The sequence below is a fragment of the Pseudomonas sp. AN-1 genome (assembly GCF_034057115.1).
GTDB lineage: Bacteria > Pseudomonadota > Gammaproteobacteria > Pseudomonadales > Pseudomonadaceae > Geopseudomonas.
In genome coordinates this window covers 677152-695626 of sequence record NZ_CP139195.1, presented here as the reverse complement: position 1 = coordinate 695626, position 18475 = coordinate 677152, and the positions used below count along the sequence as shown (strand labels likewise).

Sequence of the window (18475 nt, the reverse complement as noted above, 5' to 3'; positions counted from 1 at the left end):
CGCGCCAGCAGGAGGCGTCGATCAGTTGATCGGCTGAGAGGCGACCTCCCTGTCGCCCCGGCTAGTCAGCACGGCAGAAAGTGACCGCCGTTGACGTCCAGTTGCGCGCCGGTGATGACCTTGGCGTAGTCGCTGGCCAGGTACAGGGCGGCCATGGCGCAGTCGCCGTCTTCGGGAATCTTGCGCAGCGGAATCTGCTGGGCGATCTGGTCGACCAGCGACTGCATGGTGACGCCCAGGCGCTTGGCTTCGCTCTCGAAATAGCCGATCACTGGCGCGCCCCACATCCAGCCCATGAAGGTGGAGTTGACCCGGATGCCGAACGGGCCGAGATCCTGGGCCAGGTACTGCACGGCGGTCTTCAACGCGCCCTTGGAGACGGCGTAGCCGGATTCCAGCTGGTTGGGGATGCGGGTGGCCATGGTGTTGATCATGACGATGCTGCCCGAGCGTTGCTGCTTCATCTGCGGCAGCACGGCCTGGGTCATCTGCATGGTGCCGAACAGGTTGATGTCCATCGCCTGGCGCCAGTCGGCCATGGACGACGCGGAGGAGCTGCCCCAGGCGCCGTGGGAGTAGGCGGAGTTGATCAGCGCGTCGATCCGGCCGAAGTGCTCGACCGTCAGGTCGGCGAGCTTCTGGCACTGTTCGACATCGGCAATGTCGGTGGGGACCTTGAGGACCGGGGTGTCGTAGCCCGCGTCGCGGATGGCCTGTTCGGCCTGATCCAGCTTGGCCGGGGTGCGGGCGGCCAGCACCACGGCCTTGGCCTGGTATTCGGCGGCGCGTACGGCCAGCTTGATGCCCAGGCCAGGACCGATACCGGAAATGATGACAACTTTATCTTTGAGCAACATGGCAATTACCTTCTTATTGTTGTGGTGCGGAATGGGCCGCTCAGGTACGGCGGGCGTGCAGTGCTTCGGCGCGCCGTTTCAGATCCAGAGCCATCTGGTCGAAGCCTTTTTTCACCCAGGCACCGTGCTCGCGCATGATGGTGTCCTGGTTCAGACCCAGGAAAATATCGGTGGTGAAATAGCTGCAGCGATTGGCGTCGATGGCAGTGATGTACTGGTCGCGGCGGGCGGCGTCCATGTTTTCCGGGACGGGGCGCTGCTCCCAGGACAACAGCTGCTCGGGGTCGCAAGCCACCAGGTATTCGTGGACCGGGAAGGTCTCGTCGCTACCGGGGGCACGTACCTGCATCAGCACCGGATCGCCGATCTGCAGGCCGCACTGAATGCTCGGGCAGAAGCTGTTCCACTCGTGGTAGTTGTCCAGATCGTTGAGCACTTCCCAGACCACGCGGGCGGGGGCGTCGATTTCCACGGTGATCGAGGTAACGATGTTTTCGGCCTTGGCCATGACTCGCTCCTGTTGGGCACTCAGTTGATAGGTTTGGAAGTGATCTGCAGCCGCCCGGGACCGGCTGGCGGCCCCGGGCGAAGGGCGCCTCACTGCGCCAGCAGGTACTCGACGATGCGCTCGGCGGCGGCCTCGGCCGATTCGCCGCTGGTGTCGATGCGCAGGTCGGGCGCCAGCGGCGGCTCGTAAGGCGAGTCGATGCCGGTGAAGTTCTTCAGCTCGCCGCGGCGCGCCTTCTGGTACAGGCCCTTGGGATCGCGCTGCTCGGCCAGCGCCAGCGGCGTGTCGACGAAGATCTCCAGGAAGGCGCCTTCGCCGGCCAGGCTGCGCGCCAGTTCCCGCTCGGCGCGGAACGGCGAGATGAACGAGACCAGGGTGATCAGCCCGGCGTCCAGCATCAGCCGGCCCACCTCGGCCACCCGGCGGATGTTCTCCACCCGGTCGACTTCGCTGAAGCCCAGGTCGCGGTTCAGGCCGTGACGCACGTTGTCGCCGTCGAGCAGGTAGGTGTGGCGGCCCAGGGCGTGCAGCTTGCGTTCCACCAGGTTGGCGATGGTCGACTTGCCGGCGCCTGATAGCCCGGTGAACCACAGCATGCGCGGGGTCTGGCCCTTCAGCGCGGCGCGGGCGGCGCCGTCGACGTCGATGGCCTGCCAGTGCACGTTCTGCGCGCGGCGCAGGGCGAAGTGCAGCATGCCGGCGCCGACGGTCTGGTTGCTCAGCCGGTCGATGACGATGAAGCCGCCGGTGTCGCGGTTGTCCGCGTAGGGGTCGAAGGGAATCGGCAGGTCCAGGCCGAGGTTGCACACGCCGATCTCGTTCAGCGCCAGGGTCTTCGCCGCCAGGTGCTCCAGGCTGTTGACGTCGACCTTGTGCTTGAGGGTGGCGCAGCTCATGCCCAGGGTGCGGCAGCCGATCTTCATCAGGTAGGGGCGGCCGGGCAGCATGGGTTCCTCGCCCATCCATACCAGGGTGGCCTCGAACTGGTCGGCCACCGCCGCCGGCGCGTCGGCCAGGGCGATCAGGTCGCCACGGCTGATGTCGATCTCGTCTTCCAGGGTCAGGGTCACCGCCTGGCCGCAGACCGCCTCCTGCTGTTCCCCGGTCATGCCGAGGATGCCGGCGACGCGGCTCTGCTTGCCCGCGGGCAGGACGCGGATGCATTCGCCGACGCGGATGCTGCCCGCGGCCACGTTGCCGGCGAAGCCGCGGAAGTCGAGGTTGGGCCGGTTCACCCATTGCACCGGCAGGCGGAAGGGCGCGCGGCTGGCGCGGCTGTCGTCCAGCGGGGCGCTTTCCAGGTGCTGCAGCAGGCTGGGGCCCTGGTACCAGGGCATCTCGACGCTACGCTCCAGCAGGTTGTCGCCCCTGAGCGCGGAGAGTGGGATGCACTGGATGTCGGTCAGCCCGAGTTTCGCGGCGAAGGCGCGGTACTCGGCCTCGATGTCGCGGAACACCGCCTCCGAATAGTCCATCAGGTCCATCTTGTTCACCGCCACCACGACCTGGCGGATGCCCAGCAGGGACACCAGGAAGCTGTGCCGGCGGGTCTGCGCCAGCAGGCCCTGGCGGGCGTCGATGAGGATCACCGCGAGGTCGGCGGTAGAGGCGCCGGTGACCATGTTGCGGGTGTACTGCTCGTGGCCGGGGGTGTCGGCGACGATGAACTTGCGCTTGTCGGTGGCGAAGAAGCGGTAGGCCACGTCGATGGTGATGCCCTGTTCGCGCTCGGCGGCCAGGCCGTCGACCAGCAGGGCGAAGTCCAGCTCGCCGCCCTGGGTGCCGAGCTTCTTCGAGTCGACTTCGAGCTGGCCGAGCTGGTCCTCGAAGAGCACCTTGGTTTCGTAGAGCAGACGGCCGATCAGGGTGCTCTTGCCGTCGTCGACGCTGCCGCAGGTGATGAAGCGCAGCAGATCCTTGTGCTGTTGCTGCTGCAGGTACTGGTCCAGGTTGGTAATCGCGTTCATCAGAAGTACCCCTCTTGCTTCTTCTTCTCCATGGAACCGGCCGAATCGCTGTCGATCAGCCGCCCCTGGCGCTCGGAGGTGCGGCTCACCAGCATCTCCTGGATGATGGCTTCGAGGCTGTCGGCCTCGCTGTCGATGGCGCCGGTCAGCGGGTAGCAGCCCAGGGTGCGGAAGCGCACCTTGCGCAGCTCGGGCGTCTCGCCCGGCAGCAGCGGCAGGCGCTCGTCGTCGACCATGATCAGCGTGCCGTCGCGGCGCACCACCGGACGCTCGGCGGCGAGGTAGAGGGGGACGATGGGGATGCGTTCCAGATAGATGTATTGCCAGATGTCCAGCTCGGTCCAGTTGGACAGCGGGAACACCCGCAGGCTTTCGCCCTTGCGCTTGCGCGTGTTGTACAGGTGCCAGAGTTCCGGGCGCTGCTGCTTGGGGTCCCAGCGGTGCTGCGCGGAACGGATCGAGAACACCCGCTCCTTGGCGCGCGACTTCTCCTCGTCGCGCCGCGCACCGCCGAACGCGGCGTCGAAGCCGTAGTGGTCCAGCGCCTGCTTGAGGCCCTGGGTCTTCCAGACGTCGGTGTGCAGGGCCGAGCCATGCTCGAAGGGGTTGATCCCGCGCTCCACGCCTTCCGGGTTGACGTGCACCAGCAGCTCCAGGCCCAGGCGCTCGGCGGTCCGGTCGCGGAAGGCGATCATCTCGCGGAACTTCCAGGTGGTGTCGACGTGGAGCAGGGGGAAGGGCGGTTTGCCCGGCGCGAAGGCCTTCATCGCCAGGTGCAGCATGACCGCGCTGTCCTTGCCGATGGAGTAGAGCATCACCGGGTTCTCACACTCGGCGACCACTTCGCGGATGATCTGGACGCTTTCGGCCTCCAGGCGTTGCAGGTGAGTCAGCATCGCTTGTCTCCGTGGGAGGGGCCGGCTCCGCGGGTTGCGGGCCGGCTTTTTTCCACGGTAGGGAAGCTGCCGCTGGCGCTTCTTCGTCTGGTCAGACGAACTTTTCCTGCCCTCGACAGCAGGGCTTGCGGCTGCGCACTTTTTAGTCCGCCCAGACGAAGAATCGCTGCCGGTGGCCTCCCTAAGGTGACGACAGCGGCGCGCCCTGCGCCGGACCCGAGGAGACCGACATGGCGATAGACGAGATCGAACGGCAGGTGTGCAGCGGACAGGTCTGGAGCGATTTCTGCGACCAGCTCAAGCGGGCCGGCGAGCAGATACTGCGGACCGAGGCGCCCAGCGACCCGCACAACCGCGCCGAGGGCTACCGCTACCTCACCCGCTTGCTGCGCATCGCCCTGGAGATGCACCTGGAATTCGCCGACCCGGACTTCCCCGGCTTCTTCTCGCCGTCCCACGAGACGGCCAAGATCGGCGCCGACAACCCGGACAACCTGTACCAGTACGCGCGCCTCAACGGCGAGCGGCAGTACCGGGTCAGCGGCCGGCGCGGCAGCGTGGCCTACCTGAGCTTCGGCACCCAGAAGGGCGGCTACGAGAGCGACGGCAAGATGATCCAGACCGGCTTCATCGGCGCCAGTCAGTTGCAGCTGGCGGCCGACGGCAGCTTCGAGCTGATCTTGAGCCAGGAGCCGCCGGCCAGCGGCAACTGGCTGCGGCTGGAACCGGCGAGCAACGCGCTGATCGTGCGCCAGACCTTCCTCGACCGCGGCGCCGAGCAGCCCGCCCAGCTGCGCATCGAGCGGCTGGACAGCCAGCAGCAGCCGGAGCCGCTGAGCGCCGAGCGCCTGCAGCAGAGCCTGGGGCGGGTCGCCAGCTTCGTCGAGAACACCGCGCGGCTGTTCGCCGACTGGTCCGAGGGCTACCAGGCGCATCCGAACCAGTTGCCGCCGGCCGACCAGGCGCTGTGCCAGGCCGTGGGCGGCGATCCGAACATCTTCTATTACCACGGCTACTGGAACCTGGCGGAGGACGAGGCGCTGCTGATCGAAGTGGCTCAGGTGCCCGACTGCGACTTCTGGAACCTGCAGATCAACAACTACTGGATGGAGTCGCTGGACTACCGCTACCACCGCATCTGCCTGAACAAGCATTCGGCACAACTCGACGGGCGAGGCGGCGTGCGCCTGGTGCTCAGTCACCGCGATCCCGGCCTGCCGAACTGGCTGGAAACCGCCGGGCATGCCGACGGCACCTACTGCCTGCGCTGGGTCGGCGCCGCGCGCCAGGTCCATCCCACCACCCGCGTGGTCAAGCTCGACCACCTCAAGGAGCTGCAATGAGCCATTCCGTTTCCTTCGCCCCGGACAGCCTGCTGGCCGAGGCCAGCGCCCGCGCCGGCGGGCTGGACGACTTCGGCCCCGGCGATTTCCGCGAGGCCCTGCGCGTGCTGGAGCCGGCGCTGCACGGCCAGGCCCGCCTGTCGGCCCAGGGCGCGGCCCTGCTGCGCGAGAAGCTGGTCTCCCAGTTGGCCAACCGCCTGGTGATCGAGGACTACTGCAAGCGCTTCCCGGAGATCCTCGAGCAGCCCGTCGACGACCCGCTGGTGATCGTCGGCCTGCCGCGCACCGGCACCACCCTGCTGCAGCGCCTGCTGGCGGTGGACCCGCAGTTCAGCAAGGCGCAGTGGTGGGAGACCCGCTACCCGGCGCCGCTGCCCGGGGAAAGCCTGGAGCAGCCGGACCAGCGCATCGGCCGGGCGCGCGCCGAGGTGGCGGCGATGATCGAGTTCGTGCCGCAGATCCTCGCCATCCATCCGCTGGACGCCGAGCAGCCGGACGAGGAGTTCATGCTCATGGAGCACTCGTTCCTCTGCGCCATGGACTCCTACGTCAACGTGCCGGACTACACCGCCTGGCTCGACCAGCAGGACCAGAGCCAGGTCTACGTCTACCTGAAGAAGATGCTGCAGTTCCTGCAGTGGCAGCAGGCCCGCCGCGGGATCGTGCCGGGCCGCCGCTGGCTGCTGAAGAGCCCGCAGCACCTGCACACCCTGGAGCTGCTGCTGCAGGTGTTCCCCCGCGCGCAGGTGATTCTCACCCACCGCGACCCGGGCAAGACCATTCCGTCGCTGGCCAGCTTCGTCCATACCCTCTGGCAGATGTACAGCGACCAGGCCGATCCGGCCCAGGTCGGCGAGCAGTGGAACAGCCGCATGGCCCGCGCCCTGCGCCACAGCATGGCGGTCCGCGAACGGATGCCCGCCGCGGCCTTCCTCGACGTGCAGTTCGAGGACACCGTGAACGCCCCCCTGGCGGTGGTGGAGCGCATCTACCGCTTCGCCGGCCTGGAGCTGGCGCCGGCTACCCGTGCGGCGATGGAGGCCTGGCTGGCCGGCAACGCCCGCGACAAGCGCGCGGCCCACCAGTACGACGCGGCGGCCTTCGGCCTGGACGAGGAGCGCCTAGAGCAGGACTACGGCGCCTATCGCGCCCGCTACGGCGCCCAGCTCGACGCCAACGGCGGCGAGCGGATGCGCTGAGGAGGCGAACATGCTGGATCATTGCGCCTTCAATGGCGACGCCGACGGCCTTTGTGCCCTGCAGCAGCTGCGCCTGGCCGGGGAACTGGACCCGGCAGTGCGCCTGGTCAGCGGGGTGAAGCGCGACATCGCCCTGCTGCAGCGGGTGCAGGCCGGGCCGGGCGAGCGGGTCACCGTGCTGGACATCGCCCACGACAGCAACCGCGCGGACGTCGCGCGGCTGCTCGCGGGCGGTGCCCGGGTGCGCTACTTCGACCACCACTTCGCCGGCGAGCTGCCGGAGCACCCGGCGTTCGCGTCGTTCATCGACACCGCCGCGGAGGTCTGCACCAGCCTGCTGGTGGATCGTTTCCTCGACGGCCGCTTCCACCGCTGGGCGGTGGCGGCGGCCTTCGGCGACGGCATGCCGGGACCGGCGCGGGCGCTGGCCCTGCGCCACGGGCTGGGGGAGGGCGACACCGAGTTGCTCGCCGAGCTGGGCCTGCTGCTCAACTACAACGCCTACGGCGAGCGGCTGGACGACCTGCATTTCGACCCGCTGGAACTGGCGGCGGAGCTGTTGCCGTACCAGGATCCGCTCGACTTCGTGCGTGACAGCCCAAGCTTCCAGCGCATGCGCGAGGGCCATGCGGCCGACATGGCCGAGGCCGCCGCACTGCGCCCCTGGCGTGAGGGGCCGGGGGCCCGGATCTACCGCCTGCCTGACGCGCCCTGGGCGCGGCGGGTCAGCGGGGTGCTGGCCAACCAGTTGGCCGCCGCCGATCCGCAACGGGCGCTCGGCCTGCTGTCGGTACGCAGCGACGGCGACTGGCAGTTCAGCCTGCGGGTGCCCGCCGACGCGACGCTGGCGGCGGACGACTTCTGCCGGCGTTACCCCAGCGGCGGCGGCCGCCAGCGTGCCGCCGGCATCAACCGGTTGCCGGACGAGGCGCTGGAGGATTTCGTGGCGGCGCTCCTGGCCGGCTATTCCGCGCCCGCTCGGCGCTGACGGCAACGTCCTGCGGTGTCCCGGGGCCCGCAGGACTCCCCTGCAAACCAGTCTTCATCCTGCCAGGCCGGCTTAGTCCCAGCGGACGATGGCGCTCCCCCGACGCTGCGATTGAATCCGCAGCCAGGGCCGTCCATCCGGTCGACCGTGCGCCGAGGCCACGTCCTTCCCCTCCCGGCGAGGGCGATGCCCGCCAGGAGGTGATTCCATGCAGGCTGCCGCTGTCCTGAAACGCCCGCCCGCGCCGTCACCGGCAGGCGGCGCCGTGTTGCCCGAACTGATTGGGCTGGTCTACGAAGGACTGAACGAGGCCCGGCCCTGGGCCGCCCTGGCCGAGCGCCTGCGCCAGGTGCTGGCGGCCATCAACGTCACGGTCACCCTGCTGCACGCCGAGGATCGGCCGACCGATATCCAGGTGATGGCGGTCGAGGCGGGCGACGACACCGACTGGCTGCTGGCGGAGCGGCTCTACCGCGAGCGCTTCGCGCACATCGAGCTGGTCAACCCGAAGTCGCTTGATCCAGGCGGTGTGGTCGTCTTCGGCCCCGAGGACGTGGAGGCCGAGTGCGCCGCGCACATGGAATTCATCAATCTCGCCAGCTGCCTGCGGACCTGCTTTGCCGAGCCCGGCGGCATGCGCTGCTGGATCGACGTGATCCGCGGGCGGTCCGATCCGCAGCGGCCGTTTGCAGCCGGCGACCTGGAGCTGATCCGGGCGCTGTTGCCCCACCTGACCCGCGCCCTCGGCCTCTACGCCCGGCTCAAGCGCCAGGAGGCGGAAAAGTCGATCTACGAAGGCTGCCTGGATCATCTGGTCCTCGGCTGCCTGCTGCTCGATGGCGATGCTCAACTGCTCTGCGTGAACCGGGCCGCCCGGGCCATCATCGACAAGCACCAGGGCATCGAGCTCAGCCACGGCCGCCTGCAGTTGCAGGACCGCGCGGTCCAGCGGGCGCTGGAGAAGGCGGTCGCCAATGCCATCGCGGCCAGGGCACAGAACGACGGCGGCCCCTACCGTGGTGAGCTGGTGCGCGTGCAGGCCCTGGATGGCGTGCTGCTGGGCATGCTGGTGACGCCGGCGCCGTTGCTCGCCTACTTCCAGGGCCGGCATGTGCCGAGCGTGATCGTCTACCTCTCGGAGCTGACCGAGAACCTGGCCATGCAGCAGGTCTCGGGCGGTTCCGCAGCGGAACTGATCGCCCAGTTGCTCGACCTGACCCGTCAGGAAGCCCGACTGGCCGCGCTGCTGGCCTGCGGCCAGACCATCAGCGAAGCCGCCGGGCAGATGGGTATCGCGGTGACCGCCGCGCGCAACTACTCGAAGAATATCTACGCCAAGCTTGGCATCAAGGGGCAGACCGATCTGGTGCGGATCCTGTTCAAGAGCTTCGCCCTGCTGCGTTGAACGACGCATTCCCACGAAGCCAATTTCCCGGCCTGTAGGGGCGAATTCATTCGCCAAAATGCCCCGCAAGGCGAATAAATTCGCCCCTACAGGGGATTGCCCTGCGCATCTCATGCCCACTAGGCAGCGGAGCGTTGCTGCAGGGCAATCGGCAGGGTTGCCGCGGCCGCCAGGGCCGCGCAGAGCAGCAGGGCAGGGGCGTAGCTGCCGGTGGCGTCGACCAGGTAGCCGACGGCGGCCGGGCCGAACGCCGCGCCGAGCCCGCCGAGCAGGTTGCCGATGCCGAGCAGGCTGCCGAAGTTGCGTTGGCCCACGGCTTCCACCAGCAGAAGCGGGGCGAGCTGGTTGACCAGGTTGAAGGTGGTGCCCCAGCTCAGGGTGAACACCGCGAGCGCCGCCAGGCCCCAGGTTGGGTGCTGGGCGAGCAGCAGGCAGAGCAGGCCGGCGATGCCGATGGCGTTGCCGCACAGCAGGATGCTCCTGGCACTCAAGCGCTGGCTCAGCGCGCCGAACAGGAAATTGCCCGCCAGCGAGGCGGCGCCCACCCCGGCGTACCAGCTGGATGCGGCCTGCGCCGAATAGCCGGCCGCCACCAGGCAGGAAACCAGCGAGATGTAGATGCCCACGCCGCTCATGGTCAGCAGCAGCTGCATGGCGATCCACAGCCAGTAGCGCGGCATGCGCAGCACCTGGCCGATGGCGTGGCCGGGAAGCGCCTCCGCTGCGTGCCGGCTGACCGCCGCCGGGGCCGCGGGCAGGCGCGCCAGCCACAGCAGCAGGGGCACGCAGACCAGCAGGATCAGGCCGGCGACGAGCTGCATGACGCTGCGCCAGCCGAGTTCGCCGATCAGCCGGGTGAGCAGGTTGGGAAAGATCCCCCCGCCGATGGCCGCGCCGGCGAGCAGGATGCCGAAGGCCAGGCCCTGCCGCGCGGGGGCCATCCAGCGCGAGGCCAGGGACATGGCCGGCACGTAGGTCGAGGCGCCGACGCCGATGCCGGCCAGTGCCAGGGCGAGGGTGAGGCGGTCGATGTCGGGGCTGCCGGCGGCGAGCAGGTAGCCCAGCGCCGCCAGCACGCTGCCGGCGGTCATCACCGGGCGCGGCGCGAGGCGGTCGAGCAGCCAGCCGGCCAGCGGCATGCTCAGGGTCATGCTGAGCATGAAGGCGGTGGCCATGCGCGCGGCCTGTTCGTGGCTGCAGTGCAGGTCCGCAGTGATCGGCAGGGTGAACAGGCCGAGGGCGCTGATGGTGGTGCCGAAGATCACGCATAGCACCACCGCCAGGCCGACGACCACGCGCCAGCCCTGCCGCTGGTCGGGCAGGGCCGCAGCCACTGCCTGGGGAGCGGGGCGGTCCTCGGCTGCTGCCGCTAGCGCTGCGCTGTCCAGCGCCACTGCCGTCTGTTGCATACGCGCCATGCTCGATCTCTCAGGTGATGGGTCGGAAAGTCCGGCCCGGAGTCTACCCAGCGGCCGATTTCCCTCGGCAGTACCAGCTGGTACTGGAGCGCCGCTTCCCCTCCTCAATAGGATCGAAACCGCTGCGACAGGCAGTGGCGGGGCGATCCCGCCGCTTCCTGCGTAGTCCGCAGCGCGTGCTGCGCAGTGAATTCGAGGAGGCGGCAGTGAGTTGGCGAGGGTATCGGCGTGCAGCGTCGGGACAGGTTCCGGTCTTTCCGGTAGCGGATGCCTACGAGTCGGGGGTAGTGCCGATTCGCTTCAGCGGCTGGCCGCTGCCGGGGGAAATCCCGGCCTACCCGGCCCTGGATCAGGACATCGAGGCGGACGTGGTGGTCGTCGGTGCCGGGCTGGCCGGCTCTTCGCTGGCCCTGCGGTTGGCCGAATGCGGCGTGCGGGTCGTGGTGCTGGAGGCCGACCAGCCGGGAAGTGGCGCCTCCGGCCGCAACGCCGGACATGTGCAGCCCTATCTGGGCTCGTTCGACCCGCTGCGCGCCCATGCCGACGGCGGGCGGCGCTTCACCGACTATTTCATCGAGCACCGCAACGTGGTCTTCGAGCTGTGCCGCAAGCATGGGCTGCAGGCCGATGCGGCCCAGTCCGGCATGATCGATGCGGCCACCCGCCGGCACGCCGCGCTCGACGCCAAGATGAAGAAGTGGAAGGCCTTCGGCTATGCCGTGGATGTGGTCGGCGGCGAGCGCCTCAGGGAACTGCTCGGCACCAGCGCCTACAGCTACGGCATCCACTGGCGCGAAGGCGGACGGGTCAATCCGTTCCTGTTCACCAACGGCATGATCGCCGCCGCCATCGGCCTGGGCGCCCGGGTGTACGGCAACTCCAGCGTGGTGGGCTGCGAGCGCAGCGGCTCGTCGTGGCGCGTGCGCACCGCCGTTGGCAGCGTGCGCACCCAACAGGTGGTGCTGTGCACCAACGGCCACGTCGGCAATGCCTTCTTCCCGGAGCTGGCCCGCACCCAGTTCCCGCTGGTGGCCTGCGGCCTGGCGACCCGGCCGCTGTCCCAGGCGGCCCTGGAGATCATCAATCCGGCCCGGGTCGCCCTCATGCAGTATCCGGCGGGGCTGTATCCCCTGGTCATCGACGGTCGCCATCGGCTCGTCACCGCGACCATTCCGGCCGCCGGCCGCGCGCAGCGGGCGGAGGATCATTTCGCCTACTTCCTGCGCTACCTGCGGCGCACCTACCCGCAGCTCGGCGACACGCGCATCGAGCTGGAGTCCTACTGGACCGGCATGACTGCCAACTCGTCGTCGGTCTACGACGCCTGTTACCCGAAGCTGTACCAGGTCGCCGACGGTGTGCTGGCCCTCAACAACTTCGGCTCCTGGGGCAACGTCCTCGGCCCGATGATGGGCGTCAATCTGGCCGACGCGCTGATCGCCGGCCGCCTGGCCAACTGCCTGCTGCCGCTGGAAACCCCCAGGGCCGTGCAGTTCCCCGGCCTGTTCGAAACCAAGATCCGCCGCGTGCTGATCCCGGCGGCGCGCTGGGCCGACAAGTTCAACCTCGTCTGAGCGGGCAGTGCCCGCGCAGCGAATGCCTTGCAGAAGAACGACAACCAGAAAAAGAAGGAAACAAGCATGAAAGTCTTGCTATTGGGCTGCGGCAACGTGGGCGCCAACGTGGCGCGGCAGCTGGTCCCGCGCCACCCCGAGCTGGAGTGCGTGGTCGGCGACCTCAATCTCGCCGTTGCCGAGAAGCTCGCCGCCGAGCTGGGCCCGCGGGTTCGCGGCGTGCGTGCCGATGTGCTCGATCCCGCCTGTCTGGACGAGCTGCTCGACGGCGTCGATCTGGTGTTCAACGCCGTGGGCCCGTTCTACCGCAGCGCCGTGCCGGTCATCGAGGCCGCGCTGCGCGCGCGGGTCGACTACATCGACATCAACGACGACCACGACGTGGCCGAACAGCTGTTCCTCGATCCGTCCTGGCAGCAGCGCGCGCTGGAGGCGGGGATCCGCCTGATCATCGGTTGCGGCTCGACGCCGGGGCTGACCAACGTCATGGCCCGCCTGCTCGCCGACCGCCTCGACAAGGTGCGCGAGATCCACCTGGCCACCGCCGTGCCCTTCCTGCCGGGCCTGCTGTCGCCCGCGGTGGTCGACCACATGATGCATATCACCGCCGGCGAGGTGGTGCAGTTCGTCGACGGCGAGTACCGCAAGATGCCGGGCTGGGGCGGTCGACTCGAGGTGCCGTATTCCGCGCCGTTCAAGGCCTACCCGTCGTTCTTCATCGGCCATGGCGAAACCGTCACCCTGCCGCACTTCGTCAAGGGCCTGGAGCAGGTGACCAACCGCATCGGCTTCTTCCCCGAAGCCGGCTCGGAAATCTGGCGCAAGCTGATCGACCTGGGCCTGGGCAGCCCCGAGGTGATCGAGGGGCTGGGCATCTCGCCGCTGAAGTTCCTCACCCACCACCTGACCAGCGAGGCCGGCCTCAAGAGCATGAGCGTCGACCTCTCCGCCGAGCCCTGGGCCGTGGTCTTCCGCGTGGAGGTGATCGGTGAGCGCGATGGCGCCGAAGTCTGCTCGGTGCTGGAGCAGCACCTCGATCTGCCGGTCGAGGAGACCGCGGACAGCACCTCCGACCCGACCCCGACCTGCGCGCGCCTGGCCATCGAGGCCTGGCTGGACGGCCAGGTGTGCGGGCAGGGCCTGCTGGCGCCGGAGGTCTGCCTGGATGCCGAGGCCTACGTGCACGCCTACGCCTGCGCGACCGGCGCCACTTTCATCACCACCGAAACCAAGGTCAAGCGCCACGAGCACGCCTGAGCGGCGTGCTACCGGAAACGATGACGAACGGACCGCTCCCCGTCGGGAGCGGCCTGGTGCACAACAAGAACAAGAGGCAAGCCATGAATATCCCGTTTCGTAGCAGCCTGCCGCTGGCAGCACTGCTGATGCTGATCGCCCAGGGTAGCTGGGCCAAGATCCCCGGCGATGAGGCACAGAAACTCGGCAACGAGCTGACCTGCTTCGGCGCCGAGCAGGCCGCCAACGCCGACGGCTCCATCCCGGCCTTCTCTGGCAAATGGCTGGGCACCCCGCCCGGCATCCAGTTCGCCGGCGTAGGGGCGCGCCACCCCGATCCCTACGCTTCCGAGCAGCCGCTGTACACCATCACCGCGCAGAACATGGAGCAGTACGAGCAGCGCCTGTCCGACGGCCAGAAGGCGCTGCTGCGCAAGTATCCGCAGACCTTCGCCATCCCCGTCTACCCCAGCCACCGTGATTTCCGCCTCGACGACATTCGCTGCGACATCACCCGCAAGAACGCCCTCGTTGCCGAGCTGGAGGACGGCAACATGGGGGTGAAGGCCCTCAAGGGCGGCACGCCGTTCCCGATCCCGCAGAACGGCGACGAACTGCTGCGCAACATGCTGCTGCCGGCCTACGTCCTCGAGGAGGATGCGGTGTACGACCAGGCGGTGGTCTATCCGGACGGCAAGGCGGCCTGGGGCCAGATGCGCTACGAGATCCTCGACAAGACCGGCGGTCAGGAGGATCTCGGCCAGCCGACCACGGGGATCTTCGCCTACTCGCGGGCAACCGTGCTCAAGCCCGAACGCCAGAAGGGCGAGGCGTCGATGACCTACACCTACTTCAACGAGCTGACCAACCCTCAGACCAGCTGGCAGTACAACCCCGGCGCCCGCCGCGTGCGCCAGTCCCCCGGCTTCGGCTTCGACATGCCGCTGGGCGTGGGCGGTTTCCGCACCATCGACGACGACCGCCTGTTCAACGGCTCGCCCGAGCGCTACGACTGGAAGCTGGTCGGCAAGCGCGAGCTGTACATCCCCTACAACGGCTACCGACTGGAAGCGGAGGGGGTGAAGTACGCCGACCTGCTCAAGGCCGGCAGCATCGACCCGAGTGTCATGCGCTACGAGCCGCACCGCGTCTGGGTGCTGGAAGCCACCCTCAAGGAAGGCTATCGCCACCGCTACGCCAAGCGCGTGCTGTACATCGAGGAGGACAGCTGGCAGGCGGTGATGGCCGACAACTACGACGCGCGCGGCCAGCTGTGGCGCACCAACTTCATGAACACCTTCTACGCCTATGACGCCCGGGTGTTCCACGCCGGGGTCACGGTCTACCACGACCTGATGTCCGGGGCCTACCTCGCCGACCGCCTGACCAACGAGATCGCCGCGCCGCGGCTCAACGGCGGCCGGCTGAAGCCCTTCATGTACACCACCGACATGCTGCGCCAGGCGGGCCGCTGAGCGGATTCGGCGAAACGGGATTTCCCCTAACTTCCCACACGGGCTCGGCGACGATGGCATGCCGTCGTCGCCGCGACCTGCTGCGCCCTGAATATCCGCGCGGCAGGCAATCAGGAGACAGATGATGAAGCATTTTGCAGATAGGGCGATGGTGAATGGCCGGCTGGGACCATGGCTGCTCGGCGCCTGGCTGCTGCCCCTTGGCGCGTCGGTATCGGCCGGCTCTTTCGAGCTGGGCGACGAAGTCAGCGCCGACTATGTGGTCAACCTTTCCTATGCCGCGGCCTGGCGGCAGCATGATCCGGCGCGGGCCCTGGTCGACGGGCCGATCGACCCGGACAGCGGCCTGCCGACCACGGTCAACTCCGACGACGGCAACCGCAACTTCAAGGGCGGGGCGATGATCAACAACCGGGTGGCGCTGCTCGGCGAGCTCGACCTGAAGTACCGCAACTACGGCGGCTTCGTGCGTGCCAGCACCTTCTACGACGACGTGTACTTCCACGCCAACGACAACGACTCTCCCGCGACCGTCAACAAGAGCGGCGCGCACGACCACTTCAGCTCGCAGGCCAAGAACCGCGCCGGCAGCCGCAGCCGCCTCCTCGACGCCTATCTGTACGGCAGCCTGCAGACCGGCGAGCAGTCGATGCTCAACCTGCGCGCCGGCCGCCAGGTGGTGCAGTGGGGGGAGAGCCTGTTCTTCCCCAACATCGCCGGTGCCCAGTCGCCCGCCGATGCCACCAAGGCCAACGTGCCGGCAGTCGAGGTGAAGGACATCCTGCTGCCGGTCGGCCAACTGTTCGCCCAGTGGCAGCTCAACCCGGACTTCGGCCTGGCGGCCTACTACCAGTACGAGTACAAGCGCACCGAACTGGACCCGGTGGGCAGCTACTTCTCCTACGCCGACATGATCGGCCCGGGCGCCCAGTTCATCTACGCCGCCCCGGGCTTCACGATTCCCAAGGGCCCGGACATTGATCCGCGCGACAGCGGCCAGTGGGGGGTGAGCGCCCGCTTCGCTCTCGGAGCCGAGAGCGAGGCGAGCCTGTACTACCTGCGCTACCACGACAAGAACCCCAACGTGGCGCTGAACTTCGACGGCGGCTTCCCGACCTCGTACAGCGTGGTGTACTTCGACGACATCAAGCTGAGCGGGGCGAGCTTCTCGACCCGTCTGGGCGACGTCAACCTGGCCGGCGAGATCAGCTACAAGGAGGGCGCCCCAGTGCTGGTCGACTCGCTGATCGGCCCGGCCGCCACCCGCGCCGATGCTACCCAGGGCCAGCTCTCGGCGATCTACCTGACCGGCCCGATGCCGCTGTCCGACCAGACCACCTTCATCGCCGAGGTCGCCTACCTGCACGTCAATGACGTCGATGCCTTCGAGTTCGCCGGCACGCGCGCCGATGAACTCACCTACGACCGCAACGCCTGGGCCTACCAGCTGCTGATGACGCCGTCGTGGAACAACGTCATCGACGGCTGGGACCTGAACATGCCGATCTCCTTCGCCCATCAGGCCAACGGCACCGCCGCGGTGGCGGGCGCCTTCGGCAGCCTGGTCGGCGAGGGCGACAAGCGCGTGAGCGTCGGCCTCAACGGCAAGTACCTCAACAACCTCGAACTGGGGATCGCCTACAACGGCTTCCTGGGCAGCGCCGATCTGGACAAGCGCCCGCTGGCCGACCGCGACTACTACGCGTTCAGCGCCAAGTACAGCTTCTGAGGTCCGCGGCGGGGCAGGCATGTGCCTGCTCCGCCGCCCTGCATCCTTCGGGATCGTCCATGCGGACGATTCCGCGCCGTGCCCCAGTCGCCAGACTCGGCCCCACAGGGCTCCCGCGGAGCCGCGTGTGTACGCCCGATAAGCGGCTCGAGGAACGACGACATGCTTACCCCCAAACAGATCCAGGCCCAGATGGCCCTCTACGTGCAGCTGGTGGATGCCGGCGACATCGACGGCATCCTTGCCCTGTATGCCGCCGATGCCACGGTCGAGGACCCGGTGGGCACGCCGGTGCACCAGGGCATCGACGCCATCGAGCGCTTCTACCGCGAGGGCCTGGGGCAAAGCCGGGCCCGCGCCAGTCTCGACGGCGCCGTCCGCGCCACCCACAACGGTTACGGCGCCGTGCCCTTTCGCGTCGAACTCGACTGGGACGGGCGGCGCTGCTCGATCGAGGTGATCGACGTGATGGAGTTCGACACCGAAGGCTGCATCCGCTCCATGCGCGCCTACTGGGGCGAGCCCAACCTGACCATGAGGGACCTGTGATGAACCTGGAAGCCCGCATCGCCCGCCTGGAGGCGCTGGAGGCGATCCAGCGCCTCAAGCACCGCTATCTCAATGCCTGCGACCTCAAACAGGTCGAGTCGATCCGCGACTGCTTCGCCGAGGGGGAGATCCTCATCGACTACGGCCCGATCGGCACCTTCCGTGACCGCGACAGCTTCGTCGCGGTCTACCAGGAGCTGGCCTGCCAGCCGCGGGTGATCGACCTGCACCACGGCGCCAACCCGGAGATCTACCTGCTGGGAGAGGATGGGGACGAGGCGGTGGGGCGCTGGGCACTGTGCTACTGCAACCTCGACGGCGAGACCGGCGCGACCCGCAAGCTGGGCGGCTTCTACCAGGATCGCTACCGGCGCGTCGACGGGCAGTGGCGCATCGTCGAAACCGCGTTCCGCGGGCATTTCGAGACAAGCGGCGCCAGTCTGGCGCACAGCTCCTGAAGGGTGTGGCGATGAGATAAGGGAGGACGGGGATCATTGCGATCCCCGTTTTTTGTTGCTCAGTCGGCGTTGGCCGCGGCCAGGAAGGCCGGGCTTTCCCCTCCACCGTGCACGCAGATGTCCACCCCGCTGACGTAGCTGGCCATCGGCGAGGCGAGGTACAGGCAGGCGTTGGCGATGTCCTGCGGGCTGGCCATGCGCTGCAGCGGGATGCTGGCGGCGACCCGCGCGACGCCCTCGGCATCGCCGTAGTGCAGCTCGGCCTGCTCGGTGAGGGTCAGCCCGGCGGTCACCGCGTTCACCCGCACCCGCGGCGCCCACTCCACCGCCAGCGAGCGGGTCAGGTTGAGCAGGCCGGCCTTGGCCGCGCCGTAGGCGGCGGTGCCGGGCGAGGGGCGGATGGCGCTGACGCTGCAGATGTTGATGATCGCGCCGCCGTCGGCCTGTTCCTGCATCACCCGGTTGGCCAACTGGCAGAGATTGAGCGGCGCCAGCAGGTTGAGGCGGATGATCGACTCGGAGAAGCGCGGCGAGGCGGTCGCCGCGTCGGCATGCGGGGCGCCGCCGGCGTTGTTGACCAGCACGTCGAGGCGGCCGTGGCGCTCGACCACCGCATCGATCAGGCGCTGGGCCTGCTCGACGTCGCGCACGTCGCAGGGCACGAACTCCGCCTGGCGTCCGCCATGGGCCGGCAGACTGTCCGGCGCATTGCGTCCGCAGATCACCACCTCGGCGCCGCGCTCGAGAAAGCCCAGGCTGATGCCGCGGCCCACCCCCTTGCCGCCGCCGGTGATCAGGACCACCTTGCCGCTGAAATCGATCGGATCGTGCATGCATCACCTCGTTAGCCAGTCGCTGATGCCGCCAAGGCTA

The 18475-nt window shown here is 68.4% G+C and carries 16 protein-coding genes; 10 read left to right on the top strand and 6 right to left on the bottom strand.

Features of this window, described 5'->3' with window-relative positions:
* Window positions 1–65 precede the first annotated feature (65 nt).
* The 4 genes from SK095_RS03125 to cysD form a co-directional block, all read right to left on the bottom strand.
* Window positions 66–857, bottom strand: a complete 792-nt coding sequence (locus tag SK095_RS03125; RefSeq protein WP_320547824.1) for an SDR family oxidoreductase — start codon at window positions 855–857, stop codon at window positions 66–68.
* A gap of 40 nt (window positions 858–897) precedes the next feature.
* Window positions 898–1365: an SRPBCC domain-containing protein gene (locus tag SK095_RS03120; protein ID WP_320547823.1), complete on the bottom strand. Its 468-nt coding sequence runs from the start codon at window positions 1363–1365 to the stop codon at window positions 898–900.
* Window positions 1366–1454: 89 nt separating this feature from the next.
* Window positions 1455–3332 (bottom strand): sulfate adenylyltransferase subunit CysN, encoded by a 1878-nt coding sequence (gene cysN, locus SK095_RS03115; RefSeq protein ID WP_320547822.1) that lies wholly within the window; start codon window positions 3330–3332, stop codon window positions 1455–1457.
* Window positions 3332–4228: a sulfate adenylyltransferase subunit CysD gene (gene cysD / locus SK095_RS03110; protein WP_320547821.1), complete on the bottom strand. Its 897-nt coding sequence runs from the start codon at window positions 4226–4228 to the stop codon at window positions 3332–3334. Before cysD ends, cysN begins: the two co-directional genes overlap by 1 nt.
* Before the next feature lie 230 nt (window positions 4229–4458).
* Between cysD and SK095_RS03105 the strand changes: the two genes are divergently transcribed.
* The 4 genes from SK095_RS03105 (at window position 4459) to SK095_RS03090 (ending at window position 9163) form a co-directional block, all read left to right on the top strand.
* The gene (locus SK095_RS03105) at window positions 4459–5571 is read left to right on the top strand and encodes a DUF1214 domain-containing protein (protein ID WP_320547820.1); all 1113 of its coding nucleotides are present in this window, start codon (window positions 4459–4461) and stop codon (window positions 5569–5571) included.
* Complete coding sequence (locus SK095_RS03100; protein WP_320547819.1) at window positions 5568–6770, top strand: sulfotransferase family protein; 1203 nt, start codon at window positions 5568–5570, stop codon at window positions 6768–6770. The genes SK095_RS03105 and SK095_RS03100 overlap by 4 nt, the downstream gene beginning before the upstream one ends.
* A 10-nt stretch (window positions 6771–6780) precedes the next feature.
* Entirely contained in the window at window positions 6781–7758 is a 978-nt protein-coding gene (locus SK095_RS03095; protein WP_320547818.1) for a DHH family phosphoesterase, read from the top strand.
* A 268-nt stretch (window positions 7759–8026) separates the two neighbouring features.
* Entirely contained in the window at window positions 8027–9163 is a 1137-nt protein-coding gene (locus SK095_RS03090; protein ID WP_320547817.1) for a helix-turn-helix transcriptional regulator, read from the top strand.
* Window positions 9164–9282: 119 nt separating this feature from the next.
* On the opposite strand, the gene SK095_RS03085 is transcribed toward SK095_RS03090, so the two are convergent.
* Window positions 9283–10581: an MFS transporter gene (locus tag SK095_RS03085; protein ID WP_320547816.1), complete on the bottom strand. Its 1299-nt coding sequence runs from the start codon at window positions 10579–10581 to the stop codon at window positions 9283–9285.
* Window positions 10582–10868: 287 nt separating this feature from the next.
* Between SK095_RS03085 and SK095_RS03080 the strand changes: the two genes are divergently transcribed.
* The 6 genes from SK095_RS03080 to SK095_RS03055 all read left to right on the top strand — a co-directional run bounded on the left by SK095_RS03080 (window position 10869) and on the right by SK095_RS03055 (window position 17602).
* On the top strand, window positions 10869–12155 hold the full coding sequence (locus SK095_RS03080) for an FAD-dependent oxidoreductase (RefSeq protein ID WP_320547815.1): 1287 nt from the start codon (window positions 10869–10871) through the stop codon (window positions 12153–12155).
* Between the two features lie 66 nt (window positions 12156–12221).
* A complete protein-coding gene (locus SK095_RS03075; protein WP_320547814.1) occupies window positions 12222–13412 on the top strand; it encodes a saccharopine dehydrogenase family protein in 1191 nt (396 codons plus the stop codon).
* 83 nt (window positions 13413–13495) lie between these two features.
* Window positions 13496–14866: a DUF1329 domain-containing protein gene (locus SK095_RS03070; RefSeq protein WP_320547813.1), complete on the top strand. Its 1371-nt coding sequence runs from the start codon at window positions 13496–13498 to the stop codon at window positions 14864–14866.
* 124 nt (window positions 14867–14990) lie between these two features.
* Entirely contained in the window at window positions 14991–16595 is a 1605-nt protein-coding gene (locus SK095_RS03065) for a DUF1302 domain-containing protein (protein ID WP_320547812.1), read from the top strand.
* Window positions 16596–16757: 162 nt separating this feature from the next.
* Window positions 16758–17144, top strand: coding sequence for a steroid Delta-isomerase (locus tag SK095_RS03060; RefSeq protein WP_320547811.1), 387 nt, complete (start codon window positions 16758–16760; stop codon window positions 17142–17144).
* Window positions 17144–17602, top strand: coding sequence for a nuclear transport factor 2 family protein (locus SK095_RS03055; RefSeq protein ID WP_320547810.1), 459 nt, complete (start codon window positions 17144–17146; stop codon window positions 17600–17602). Before SK095_RS03060 ends, SK095_RS03055 begins: the two co-directional genes overlap by 1 nt.
* 59 nt (window positions 17603–17661) lie before the next feature.
* Here the strand turns inward: SK095_RS03055 and SK095_RS03050 are convergent, their stop codons facing one another.
* A complete protein-coding gene (locus tag SK095_RS03050; protein WP_320547809.1) occupies window positions 17662–18435 on the bottom strand; it encodes an SDR family oxidoreductase in 774 nt (257 codons plus the stop codon).
* Window positions 18436–18475: the final 40 nt, after the last annotated feature.